Genomic DNA, 13,226 nt, shown 5'->3' with positions numbered 1-13,226 from the left:
TTATCCCCGCTTATAATGTTGCCGGGCAAAGCGCATAAATGTGTCAGCCAATCCTTCTGTAACACCCTGTAATTGAATGGAATAGAAATCTCTCTGTATAGAAAGCCCTTTTACATCAAGAATTTTGAGGCTACCAGCCTGAAGTTCATGCTGTACTGCAAAGACCGACACGAAAGCCATACATCGAGAGCTACCGAGGTATGATTTGATGCTTTCGGTACTGCCCAATTGCATATCAATAGTCAGGTCAGTAAGGCGCAATCCAACGCCCCGGAGCGCGTGTTCAATTACTTCGAGTGAGCCGGAGCCACGTTCACGCAGCACAATAGGTACAGTACGCAACTCATCTAATGTAATCTCGTCACGGTCGGCTAGGGGGTGGTCGGCGCGGCAGATGAGTACGAGTTCATCTTTTACGAAGGACGTATACCGGATATCACTATGGTGAGTTCGGCCTTCTACCAATCCCAAATCAATATCGTTATTGAGCAACCGCTGCTCTATTTGTTCGGTATTGCCACTCAAGAGCGATATAGAGACATCAGCCGATTGCTCATGGAAGCGAGCCAGCACGGGCGGAATTACATATTGCGCCACGGTCGTGCTGGCTCCTACCCGCAGTGCTCCGCCCGACTCACCTTTGAGAGCGTTCATGTCGAACTCCAACTGCCGGTACGTTGCCAGAAGGGTTTCGGCATGTCGTAGAAACAAATTACCAGCCGTGGTCAGACTAATCTGGTTACCGCGCCGGTCAAACAGGGCCATACCGAAGTGGTGTTCGAGTTCCTGAATGTGCTTCGTTACGGCGGGTTGCGTTACATACAGTTCAGCTGCTGCTTTGGTAAAGCTGAGCCGCTTGGCAACAGTGTAAAAAACGTTGAGTCGGAAGGCGAGCATGGATAAGGTTACGGACGAATGATGGCCCAGCCTTCCTGTTCGCGAATGATGAGTTCACCGTTGGCCGTTGGTACATAACTTACAATCGGGAATAGCTCATCACGGCTGATTTTCCGCATCTTCATGGTGTTTTCACACATCGCCATAATAACACCCTGCTTTTGCAAACTGGTGACCTCCTTCTCGAAATAGGGTTTGTCTTTTCGGTAAGCCGCCACCGCACCACTATACACGACTAATTCAACATCTAATTTACCTTTTAGGCGTGGGTCGTTCAGGGCGTTCTGAATGTTGGCTAATGCATGACGGATCACGTTCGTGTCGGCGGTATTGAGCTGATAAACGGCCCGATATCGATCTTTTGTCGGTTGAGCACCATGAAACGCGCCAGCGTCATTTGTTTGAGCCGTAGCTGACACAACGGCACTTAATAACGTCAGAATGAACAGATAGGTGAATTTTTTCATGGTTGTTATTTTTTAGGTAAAGCTACTTTACTTTTCGCGCATCAGCAATTGGCTGAAACGGTCCAAACTTGTGTTGTTTTTCACCGAATTGATCGGCGTAGGGACCAAATGGAAAATCAATGGGTTTGCCCGCCACTTTAGGCCAATCAGTAGTTTGGTCTTTGTGGGGCCGGGGCATTGAATTGATAAAAGCCGCCACATCCCACGACTCTTCGTCGGTTAGTTGCGGATTTGTGTAATTGGCCCCGAAAGGCATGTTGTTTTTGACGTAACCCGCAAAGCCCGACAACCGATAGAGACCGGCTCCATCATTGTAGCTGTGCGACCCCCACATGGGAGGATAAATGTACTCCGAAGCGCCAGCTACCTTCATACCTTCGCCCTTTACTCCGTGACACACCTGGCATTTAGCCACATACACCAACTGGCCTTTTGTCGAATCAGCCGCCCGAGCCAGAAAATCCAATTTGACCAGTCCTACGCCATCAGGCCGCTGACCTTTGGGTACATCCGTACCCAGCCATTGCATATAAGCTACAATAGCCTTCATCTCGCGACTCGTGCTGTCGGGCGCTCTACCACCCAGACTCCGCTCGAAACAATCCGACACGCGCTTAACAATTGTTTCAACCGATCCAGAGCGTTCCCGAAATTTAGGATACGTCGAAAACACGGCTGAATAATTGTTGCCCAGTATTTTCGTGCCCGCATCAAGGTGGCAGTTCTGGCAATTCATGCCATTAGACAGATGCCGAACCGAACCCGTCGGACCAAGGTATTTAGCCGTGTGGGCAATCAACTCCCGACCATATCGCACTTGCTGCCCCTCAGCGCCAGCAGGTATTCGGCTATCGGCGGGAGGATGCCAAAAGATGGGGGGTGTTAATGCCATTAGTCCACTGAATAGGCTAATCGACCAAACGAACCAGTATCTTCTCCAAACGGATGTTGTAACAGGTTTAAGGAGTTGTTTCTTCATAGTTTACGGCATATCTATCTTTACTAAATTATCGTCTGAAACGCGGTCAATTAGTTTGTTATACGGGTCAATACCCGCCTTTACGGGCTTGCCTTTTACAGTCACCTCAATAACGTGCTCACCGGGCGACAGGCTTCGCTTCTGGAGTAAGAGCGGCACTTTGGTTGTCAGCCCATCCTTGTTTTTGCCGTCGTCGGTTAGTACAGCGATATCAGCAATAACAGGGCCTTTCCCCTTCGCAATTTCTTTGCCCGTTTTGTCATAATACTCCGTTGCGGTTCGGACATAGAGTTTAACGCGATATTTTCCGTTGCCGAGTGCTTTCGCTTCTGCTTTGGTGATGCGGTTATCGTAGAGAGTTAGTTTCTCGAAATTATCCGTCAGCCAAGGTTTTAGCGAGTCGGGCGTAGCCGATTTCAGAAAACCGTACCACTCCAACGACGTTGTAAAGGGGGCTTTCTGGCGGAAGCGGGCCGCTTTCATGTAGTCGTTCATAGCCTGATTAACCCGATCTTCACCGATGTAATCCTGCAAAGCATACATCAACATCGACCCTTTATTGTACCAGATATACGACCGGGTATCATTATCGAGAATGTTGGCTTCAAATTTATCCTCGTTGGAGCGACCGCGTAAATATTGATCGAGACTATACTTCAAAAACTTCGGCATAGCATCGGCTCCATACCGTTGTTTGAGCACCATAAGGGCCGAGTATTCAGCCATCGTTTCCGAAATCTGATTGGCTCCACGAGTCCGGCTAGGCATAATCTGATGCCCCCACCACTGGTGCGCTACCTCATGGGCGGTCACGTAAAACGCATAGTCTGTTTTGTTGGGATCATGAAAGTCACCGACCCAGCCAAACTCCTCCGAGTACGGAACCGTTGTTGGAAACGATTGGGCGAAAGCGGCATAACGTGGAAACTCCAACACGCGCAGGACCGGGTACGGATAAGGCGCATAGTTTTTGGCGTAATACGTCAGCGATGCCTTCATGCTGGCTATAAACCGATCTAGATTACGGTCGTGGCCGGGATGATGGTATACCTCTAAAGCTACCGTTTTGCCATCAGGTCCCGTCCATTTATCACGCTTTACACCATATTTGGCCGAACACATACTAAAAAAGTAGTCGGAGAAACCGGGTAACTTGTACTCAAAGTATTTGCGGTATTTACCGTCAGGACCAGCTTTTGTCCAGGTTTTCAGCAACTGGCCGGGCATAACAGCCGTTTGATCGGGTGTAGTCGAAATAGTGCCTTTAAAAGTAACCCAATCGGCATCGGTAGTGAAAAGGAAATCACGCAGACCACGCGGGTCATTTTGGGCGGGAAGGCTCCATTCTTTAATGGGTAAACCGTATTTCTTCCGGTACTTATCACTGGTCAATTCATCGCCCTGATTGTACCCAAAACTAGGAAAGATACCCACGTTGAAAAACGTACCATTGGCCACTACGTCACGATTGTCGCCACTATTGGCAAACCCAACGTATTGGCCCGTTACATCCATCTCCAGTTGGGCGGTGTCTCCCGGATTTAGGGGCTTAGGCAAGCGGTAAATGAAGTAGCCGAGGTTGGTATCGTTTACGAGTAGATTAGGGGATTTCCCATCGACCAGCAGCTTTGTTAGTTTGCGATGAAAATTATCGGCGGGGATAGTTAAGTGTAAGGAGTCGATGGGTTGATCGCCCTTGTTGACCATCACAAATGTACCTGTCGCAACGGCTTTGAATTCATCAGGAAATACGTCGACGTTCACATTCGCGCTGGTAATTTTAGGTTGCAGCACATTGGCGTATTTGTGGTACGTTTTTTCTGTTGTTGCCTGCTGTTCCCGACGTTGCCCAGCCGAAAGATATCGGTTTTTAACGCTGACATTTGTATAAATCCAGGCACCCATACTCACAAAGGCGAGTAGAAGTAGGGCAAATAAAGCCATTGACCCACGGCCCATTCGTTGCCGGGCCAATTGCCAGCGTGCTTTGAAACTTGTGTCGGCACCGCGATTCCAAAACCACAGAGCCACAATTAACAGCATGCCACCGAAGGCATACCAGTAAAGCCGAAATGAAGCTAATCCAGCCAGGTAATGCCCGAAACCATTCATAGCTGAAATCTGAACACCCCCTCCCGAGAACGGTATCGCCAGTTTATAATTAAATTCAGCAAACGAGGGTATCGCCCAGATAACGATATAGACCGCCAGCGTGACAATGTGCCCCACAAACTTCTGGTTAACCAGTGTGTGCACAAAAAATGCCAGCATCACCAACTGAAAATATTGCGTAAACGCGATACCCAGAAGGTCACGAAAGTAGAGTGAAAACTCGTAGTTAAAATAGCCCTTTATAGTCTGATTTAAAAGTCCCGATACCAGAATGAGTGTGCAAAGCATCAGACAGATGTAGATCATCGACAACAATTTGGCCCCGTAGTTCATCCAATCGGGTACGGGCAGCGCATCAGCAATTGTATCGTAATGAACAACTTTATCGCGGTGAACCACCTCGCCCGTGTAGAAAATGAGGACGATCAGTACAAAGAAGAAAAACGTGCCATTTCGCGCTTCGAGCATGGCGTAAGTTGTCGGCAGCGACGGTGTGCCATAGGTTTCGGAGCTGAACCATCCATCCAGAAATAAAAACAGTACAGCCCCAAGTAAGATGGCAATGAAATACGGGTCGCGAACAATGTTTCCAAACTCGATCCGGGCCTGCCGAAACATCTGCCGCACGTAGGTACTCGTCTGAAAAACAGGTGTAGGTATCGGTAAACTCGCTAGCGACGGTATCCCTTTTTCCACAACATCCTCCTTTCCTCGTTTACCCAGTTTAACGGCCAGAAAACGCGAGAAACTAAACCGGAAAAGCGTTCCGAAAAAGACAAGCAGAGCAACACCAAACCAGATGAGTCGATTGGCAAGTAAGTCGCCTTCCAACGGAGCAAGCAGCGAGTTCTGCTCAATAGGCGACCAATATTTAGTATCCGCATCGTACGCATACGAACCGAACGGGTCGAGTAGATTAACAAGGTGTTTATTTTCTAAATCCTGCGATAGCGTTGACCCGAGCAAATAGGCAATAAACAGCAAAATACTACCTGCATACGTCGCAAAAACCTGGCGGGAGAAGGCTACCAGGCTAAAGAAAATACTGCCAACCAGAAACATGTTTGGCACAACGAACAGGATAAATGGATACGCATAATCGCGAAATCGAATGGGACCAAAGCGGTCAATATTGTCAGCTAAATTGAAGACCGGCCCCAACAGCGACCCAATCAAAATACCGAGCGTACCAACCGCCATAATGCCTAACAGCACGACAAATGACCCCAGGAACCGGCCCAATATATAGCCCCGTTCAGTGATGGGAAATGTAAAAAAGTAATTTTTCGTGTTATGTTCAATATCGCGGTAGACGGGCACACCCATTACAGCCGAAGCAATAAGCATCCCAAAAATGGTCAGCACGGCCACAAACTGGCTAATAGCGTAGGGTGAATTGATATTAGTTTTCTCCGACGCTGGTCCACTACCGTATATGACGAAGAGAAACGTAAACAAAAACAGGATCAGGGCGTAGAGGTAGGTAGCGGGCCGTTTTAGCCGGTAAGCCAACTCAAACTTAAAGATTTCGATGAACATGAGATTGAGGGTTAGTGTAGTTGTGGTGTCAGATTCTTAAACCTGACATAGGCGCAAGCAACTAGGGTCAGGTCTGAGGACCTGACGCCACAACTACACAGTGACCACATCCATTTTCTCCGTAATTTTCGCGAAGTACACATCTTCCAGATCTGGAACAACAGGCTCGAAGCCCCCCAAAGGCACATCGCTGTAAGCATGAAGCCGCGTTTTGCCACCTTTGAGTTGAGTTGAAATCACACGGTGATGTTGGCGATAGGTTTCTATTTCAGATTTCTCGACGAATGTCTGCCAAATTTTCCCTTTCAGGTCGCTCACTAAATCGTTCGGATTGCCCGCTGCCACCACTTCACCAAGACAGATAATGGCCATATCGGAGCAAAGGTTCGTGACATCCTCAACGATATGTGTAGACAGAATCACGATTGTATTCTCCCCTATTTCCGACAGAAGATTATGAAAACGGTTTCGCTCGGCAGGGTCCAGTCCAGCCGTTGGTTCATCAACAATAATAAGCCGGGGACTACCAATAAGCGCCTGTGCAATACCAAATCGCTGTTTCATACCACCCGAATACGTACCTAGGTTCTTCTTGCGGACCTGGTAAAGGTTCACTTTTTGTAACAGCCCATCAACAATATTTTTACGCTCGCGACTATTAGCGATTCCCTTAAGCGTAGCAATGTGATCGAGCATCGTCTCGGCTGTTACGCGCGGGTAAACGCCGAACTCCTGCGGTAAATAGCCTAACACCCGACGAACCGCATCTTTTTGGGTAAGCACATCCAGGTCGCCCGGCATGGAATTGCCTGGTATGGAGGTACCTTCTGGCAAACCTGTTAATCGAACAGAACCACTGTCAGCTTCTTGCAATGTGGCAATGGTGCGCATCAGGCTCGATTTTCCCGCTCCATTTGGTCCGAGAAGGCCGAACATTCCCTGTGAAATAGTAAGTGAAACACCTTTCAGCGCCCGGACACCGTTAGAGTAAGTCTTTGTGAGGTCTTTGATTTCGAGCTGCATACAAGAAACGAGTGACTATTTGGTAGAAGGAAATAAAACACAAATATGTTAAACCTATCTGAAACCTATAGCCAAACTTTCTCTGATGGTCATTATTAATTCTAAAAGACAAAAAAAATAGCTCCGCTGTTGGCTGGAGCTATTGGTTTGGCAAACATTGACCCTTACTAGTCATCAAGACGGGATCTATTATACTTTCGGACGTTTATAAAGCGGCACAGTACTACATGGCTCACCGAAAAGCAAGCTCTGCACAACTGGTCGCAACACCCGTGTAATTTCTACATAAGCTGCCGTTGGCACGGGCACTTTAGAGCATCCTTTCACCACTACGCGGGCATCCCGATAATCTTCGGGGTTAATTTTAGCGATAGCATCGAAATAGAGTTTCTCTTCCAGATCGGCAAGATCCCCAAACACGATACTGGTGGCGAAGGGTTGCAGTTGCAGCGTCAGCAGCATGTACGACCAGGTGGGGACGATAGCATCTTCGGTACAGGTGATAGCTACGTTTTTGCCAGCGTACTGGCTCCAGTCATGCTCTTTCAAAAAAGCGCGGAAGTCCTTTTCTTTCAGAATCAATCCCATGTACAAGTTGTCTTTGAGATCATAAACAACTCGTTCGCCGGAGTGATAATAATCCTCCAGATCAAGGGTAATAAGACCGCTAGTAGCTACGCGATTAACGATTTCGGCTTCCATATTTTCAGTTATCAGTACACCCTAAACAGCGAGCAGCGGCTGGTCGTTCATTACTCGGAAACACCTATGTATGGTTTACAAATAACGCACTCATGAGTCCACTTTTTTTGCTACTTTTGTTCTCATATAGGATTACAAACCGCATTAGATACCTGGCCTTATGAAATTCATAGTTTCTTCATCTGTACTGCTCAAAAACTTGCAAAATATTAACGGCGTCGTGGCAACGAATCCGATTGTACCAATTCTCGAAAATTTCTTGTTTCGTATTGAAGATGGGACACTTACGGTGACGGCTTCGGATTTGCAAACGACAATGACGACGCAAATTCCGGTGGAAGCCAGTGAGAGCGGAGCCATTGCAATTCCAGCAAAGTTGCTGTTAGATACGCTTCGCAGCCTGCCCGAACAACCCGTTACCGTCAACATCGATACCGATACATTCGGCACCGAAATTCTGACCGATAACGGTCGGTATAAACTCTCCGGCGAAAACCCGATTGATTTTCCGAAACTACCGACGGTTAATAAAAGTATGTCCGTCGATATGACATCCGATGTGCTGCTTAGCGCCATCAACAACACAGTTTTCGCAACCAGCACCGACGATCTGCGTCCAGCTATGACGGGCGTACTTCTGCAAATGAATGAGGATAATGCCACGTTTGTCGCAACGGACGGTCACCGGCTTATTCGCTACCGCCGAACTGATCTTAGCTCGTCAGCCAGCACATCAATCATTATTCCGCGGAAGGCGTTGCAATTACTGAAGGCATCACTGCCAGAAAATGTACCCGTTACGGCTGAGTTTAGTCAGGCCAACGCATCGTTCACGTTCGGACCTACGCAATTGATCTGCCGCTTGATTGATGAGCGTTTTCCTGATTATGAAAACGCAATTCCGACCAACAATCCAAACGTGATGACTATTGGCCGGACTGATCTGCTTAATTCACTGAAGCGGATTATGATCTATGCCAACCGTACTACGCACCAGATTCGGTTATCGCTCAAAACAAATTCGCTGACTATTTCGGCTGAAGATCTCGACTATTCCAACGAAGCCAACGAGAAACTTCTATGCGATTACGACGGTGAGCCAATGGAAATCGGGTTCAATGCCAAGCTAATGGCTGAAGTGTTGAGCAACCTGAGCGCCAAAATGGTATCGCTTGAAATGTCGGCACCAAACCGCGCCGGTCTACTTATTCCGGCTGACAAAGAAGAAAACGAAGACATTTTGATGCTGGTGATGCCAGTAATGTTGAACACGTACGCTTAAGTTTTTTGAGGAGTTAGGAGCGGGAAGTGAGAATCATCAGGTCGAATAAGTTGACGCTGGATGAGTTCTTACTCCTTGCTCCTAACTCCTTTATTTTTATGAAAAAACGTACGGCACCCGCCCTGGTTTTCATTTTCATTACACTACTGATTGACGTTACGGGGCTAGGTATTATTATTCCGGTTTTTCCGAAACTCATTGAACAACTCATTCATGGCAACATTAGTCAGGCGGCAAGTTGGGGCGGCTGGCTAACGTTCTCCTATGCGTTGATGCAGTTTGTGTTCTCTCCCGTGTTGGGTGGCCTAAGCGACCGTTACGGGCGTCGGCCTGTATTGCTATTTTCGTTGTTCGGTTTCGGCCTTGATTATATTCTTCAGGGCTTTGCGCCCACTATTGAATGGCTCTTTGTGGGTCGTCTGTTGGCTGGTGTTACGGGAGCCAGCTTCACAACGGCAACTGCTTACATTGCTGACATTAGCACACCTGAAAAACGAGCGCAGAATTTCGGTCTCATTGGAGCGGCCTTCGGCGTAGGATTTATTCTTGGTCCAGCTGTAGGCGGATTTCTGGGGCAATATGGGGCACGCGTGCCATTTTTTGTCGCAGCTGGATTAACAATGGTCAATTTTCTTTATGGCTTTTTCATTCTACCCGAATCGCTCGCTCCCGAAAACAGACGACCGTTCAACTGGCGACGTGCGAATCCAGTCGGCTCGCTAATGCGTTTGGGGAAATACCCGGTTATTCTGGGTTTAGTTGCGTCGATGGTGTTAATTTACGTTGCCGGATTTGCTGTGCAGGGAACCTGGACGTTCTATACAATGGAGAAATTTAAGTGGGACGAAAGGACTGTCGGATTTTCGTTGGCTGCCATAGGTTTATCATTTGCCATTGTGCAGGGCGGTTTAAGCCGGATTATCATTCCTAAACTGGGCCAACAGCGGTCGGTTTACGTTGGGTTGTTGTTTAGTGCTATCGGCTTCGCGCTATTTGCCGTAGCCAACCAAGGCTGGATGATGTTTGCGTTCATGGCCGTATATGCAATGGGTGGCATTGCCGGGCCGTCTATTCAGGGCATCATCTCCAATCAAGTACCGGATAATGAGCAAGGAGAGTTGCAGGGAGCCCTAACCAGCCTAACCAGTACAACCTCCATTTTTGGTCCGCTTATTATGACCAATTTGTTCTCCTTTTTCACCTCACCAGCAGCCCCCATCTATTTGCCCGGCGCGCCATTTTACTTGGGTTCCGTGCTGATTATTATCAGTGCTGCCCTGGCCCGGCGCGGATTTAAAAGACGAACACAGGCAATTTAGTAGCTATTGGATAGTGTTTTTACTGAAGCGAGTTCTATATCGTCTACTCCGTAACTGGACAAAGATCTTGTTTAGTGTTTATGGGCTAGTTGTGCCCCGATCCGGCTCAAAGAAGGACCTTTAATGCCTAAATAGGACGAAATATGGCCTAATGAAACGCGGTTTAACAAATCTGGATAGTTCTGTAGCAAGTCTGTATAGCGTTCTTCAGCCGTCTGCGTCAGCAAACTCTCCGACCGGCTCTGGTTGAAAATAAGGTACTGCTCTGCCAAGAGTCGGCCAAACCGTTCCCATCCGTGCGATTGGGGATAAAGGGATTGTAAATGATCGTATTGCAAAACCAATAGTTCTGCGTCCTCTAAGGCTTCGATCGTATAAGGGCAGGCCATTTGCGTTAACATGCTTTTTAAGGATGTTAAAAACATGTTTTCGGTGGCAAAGAAAAGGTTGTGTTCCCGTTCAGTTTTGGGATCTACGTAATAAACCCGAAAAATACCTTTCAGAATAAAGCCAACATGTCGGCAGACGGAATTGCGGAAATTAAAAAAGTCGTGTTTAGCGATTTTCTTAAGTGTCCAAAGGCCATCTGCCAGGCGAATATCCTCTTCTGATAGTTGAGCAAACTGTTGTAAGCGATCTTGTAAAATAAGGTGTTGCGGAGAAGCCATTCTGTTTTTACCGTTGTCAATCTATTTATTAATACTTGCAATAATCCTGGTGCGTTGGGATCCATACTTCCTCAACGTTATATAGAATCTATTTTCATCACGGTCTGTCGCTTTTTAACATAGGTGAAAAATGACCAAACAATCGCCCGTTATCTTTGGTCTATCAACTAACAGATTACCAGTCAATTTAACTTACAGCTTCATGAAAATCACCCGCAATGCGTCAGCCCACTGGGCTGGGACCGGCAAAGATGGTAAAGGTACAGTGACCACTGCCAGTAAAGTGCTTGACCAAACTCAATATTCATTCAATACCCGCTTTGCTGATGGCATAGGGACTAACCCCGAAGAATTGATAGGGGCCGCCCACGCAGGCTGCTTCGCAATGCAATTGGCGTTTAACCTTCAGCAAGCAGGTTTTGCGGCTGATTCACTGGATGTGCAATGCACCATCACACTCGAAGATAGCGGTATCACCAGCTCAAAGCTGACGCTCAACGCTACTGTACCCGGTTTGGACAAAGTTAAGTTCGATGAACTGGTTGATCATGCCGAACACAACTGCCCAATCTCGAAGTTATTCAATACTACAATTAGTGTCGATGCGACATTAGCCTAGAGAAAAAAGCGTATGATCAGGGCGGCAAACTACTAGTTATAAAAACTGGTAGTTTGCCGCCCTGATCGTTAAGAAAACGGTATAATAATTAGTGGCAAGGAAATAGCCACTCAACTTATTATTCTTTCTTAAACTCCATTCCATCAAAAGTCAACACATCCACTTTACCCAAAATACTCAGGTTAAACTGGGCTTTCGCTTTCCCTTGCCAGGCTTTCTTATAAGGACCGTAAAACGTGTCGTAATGCCAGTGCGGTAATGTGGCATTTAAACTATTATCATTAATATTAAATATTAACTGATTATCCACTGTTCCAACCTCCACTCGTCCATATAGAGGGCTGGTATACGTCCCAATATAGGCCAATAGAGGCACTGAAGGTGAGGTATTTAGAACCCGTTTTTCAACAAACGCTCTGGCCGCTTTTTGATTTTTTTCCCTTATAGTCGTATATAATGTCTTAAACTCGGCGCTCCAGTCGCGGGTGCCGCCCAGGGCAAACCAATCGAAGGTTTTATACATCAACGCATGCCGCACTTCGGCATGATCGTAATTTCCAAAGATGTAAACGCCTAATTTTTCATCAGGCAACTGCCCGGTTATGGCTGTCAGTCCGGATAGACTACCTGTATGAAAGTTCACTTTATGTCCCTTATAATCATGTTGATACCATCCCAAACCGTAGGTACGCCAGTTGGGTTTTAGAATCTGCATGGTTGGGTATTCGTCCTCTGGAAAAAAAGTTTGCGGTTTAAACATTTCAGCCCATGTTTCGGGCTTCACCAAACGACCTCCGTTGTATTTGCTGCTGTCAAGCATACAGATAACCCATTTGCTGATATCGTCTGCTGACGACCAAACGGCACCAGCCGAACCGACCTCGCTATCGGCACCGTACTCAATTACCTTAATGGTATCGTTGATGTTATAATGAGGTTTCGTAACATTAGCATCGGTAATGTAGCTACGTTTGGGTACTGTACGGGTCATTCCTAACGGCATAAAGATCCGTTCCTTTATAAATTCGGCCCAGGTCTTTCCCGCTATCCGTTCAATAATTCTACCAGCTGCCGAATAAAACGTATTCTGATAGGCGAATCCGGCCCTGAACGGGTAGCTTGGCTTCACCATCTCCATTCGACGAAACATCTCATTCACCGGAATCGTCATGGCTCCGGTCATAAAATCGGTGCTGCCTACACCTGTATCGTGAATGAGCAAATCACGGATTTTTAACTCACGGGTTACATAGGGATCGTAAAGCTGAAGTTCTGGCAGATACTTAGATACAGGGTCATTCCAGGCTAGTTTCCCCTCATCGACCAGCATACCCATAAGCGTGACGGTCATTGCTTTTGTTGTCGATGCACAGGCGAATAACGTTTGTGTGTCAACGGGTTCTGGCTTGCTTAGCTCGCGTACACCATACCCTTTCTTAAAAATAACTTGATTGTCTTTTACTACGGTAATCGACAATCCAGGAACATTCCATTGTTTACGGACAGCTTCTACGTAGGTATCGAATTCCTGAATTTGTTTGGCGGAGATTTGCTTTTGCGCAAAAGCAGTAAGTGCACCACAGGCAAGAATAACTATAAGTATTTCTCTCATCGAGGCT

Annotated in this window: 11 protein-coding genes; 3 read left to right on the top strand and 8 right to left on the bottom strand. The window is 47.0% G+C overall.

The genetic code is table 11. From position 1 onward, the window contains the following. The 6 genes from ACFS25_RS02255 to ACFS25_RS02230 all read right to left on the bottom strand — a co-directional run bounded on the left by ACFS25_RS02255 (window position 1) and on the right by ACFS25_RS02230 (window position 7,719). Complete coding sequence (locus ACFS25_RS02255) at window positions 1–897, bottom strand: LysR family transcriptional regulator (RefSeq protein ID WP_381496777.1); 897 nt, start codon at window positions 895–897, stop codon at window positions 1–3. A gap of 8 nt (window positions 898–905) precedes the next feature. Next, window positions 906–1,364, bottom strand: coding sequence for a DsrE family protein (locus tag ACFS25_RS02250; protein WP_381496776.1), 459 nt, complete (start codon window positions 1,362–1,364; stop codon window positions 906–908). Window positions 1,365–1,386: 22 nt separating this feature from the next. Then, window positions 1,387–2,256, bottom strand: a complete 870-nt coding sequence (locus ACFS25_RS02245; RefSeq protein WP_381497407.1) for a c-type cytochrome — start codon at window positions 2,254–2,256, stop codon at window positions 1,387–1,389. A gap of 90 nt (window positions 2,257–2,346) precedes the next feature. Further along, complete coding sequence (locus ACFS25_RS02240; protein ID WP_381496775.1) at window positions 2,347–5,994, bottom strand: ABC transporter permease/M1 family aminopeptidase; 3,648 nt, start codon at window positions 5,992–5,994, stop codon at window positions 2,347–2,349. A 93-nt stretch (window positions 5,995–6,087) separates the two neighbouring features. Further along, window positions 6,088–7,017 carry an ABC transporter ATP-binding protein gene (locus tag ACFS25_RS02235; protein WP_381496774.1) on the bottom strand — a complete coding sequence of 310 codons (930 nt, stop codon included), beginning with the start codon at window positions 7,015–7,017 and terminating at the stop codon, window positions 6,088–6,090. Window positions 7,018–7,206: 189 nt separating this feature from the next. After that, window positions 7,207–7,719: a DUF2480 family protein gene (locus ACFS25_RS02230; RefSeq protein WP_381496773.1), complete on the bottom strand. Its 513-nt coding sequence runs from the start codon at window positions 7,717–7,719 to the stop codon at window positions 7,207–7,209. Window positions 7,720–7,879: 160 nt separating this feature from the next. On the opposite strand from ACFS25_RS02230, the gene dnaN reads away from it, so the two are divergent. Then, window positions 7,880–9,001, top strand: a complete 1,122-nt coding sequence (gene dnaN, locus ACFS25_RS02225; RefSeq protein ID WP_381496772.1) for a DNA polymerase III subunit beta — start codon at window positions 7,880–7,882, stop codon at window positions 8,999–9,001. 98 nt (window positions 9,002–9,099) lie between these two features. Next, a complete protein-coding gene (locus ACFS25_RS02220) occupies window positions 9,100–10,320 on the top strand; it encodes a TCR/Tet family MFS transporter (protein WP_381496771.1) in 1,221 nt (406 codons plus the stop codon). Window positions 10,321–10,391: 71 nt separating this feature from the next. On the opposite strand, the gene ACFS25_RS02215 is transcribed toward ACFS25_RS02220, so the two are convergent. Beyond that, window positions 10,392–10,988: a Crp/Fnr family transcriptional regulator gene (locus ACFS25_RS02215; protein WP_381496770.1), complete on the bottom strand. Its 597-nt coding sequence runs from the start codon at window positions 10,986–10,988 to the stop codon at window positions 10,392–10,394. A gap of 202 nt (window positions 10,989–11,190) precedes the next feature. Here ACFS25_RS02215 and ACFS25_RS02210 point away from each other — a divergent pair, with 202 nt between their 5' ends. Then, window positions 11,191–11,607 (top strand): OsmC family protein, encoded by a 417-nt coding sequence (locus ACFS25_RS02210; protein ID WP_381496769.1) that lies wholly within the window; start codon window positions 11,191–11,193, stop codon window positions 11,605–11,607. 118 nt (window positions 11,608–11,725) lie between these two features. On the opposite strand, the gene ACFS25_RS02205 is transcribed toward ACFS25_RS02210, so the two are convergent. Then, window positions 11,726–13,219: a serine hydrolase gene (locus tag ACFS25_RS02205; protein ID WP_381496768.1), complete on the bottom strand. Its 1,494-nt coding sequence runs from the start codon at window positions 13,217–13,219 to the stop codon at window positions 11,726–11,728. Window positions 13,220–13,226 lie beyond the last annotated feature (7 nt).

Origin of the sequence: Spirosoma flavum (genome assembly GCF_042686045.1) — a bacterium.
Taxonomy (GTDB): Bacteria; Bacteroidota; Bacteroidia; order Cytophagales; family Spirosomataceae; genus Spirosoma; species Spirosoma flavum.
The sequence above is the reverse complement of the archived record's forward strand: the minus strand, read 5'-3'. Positions and strand labels throughout refer to the sequence as shown.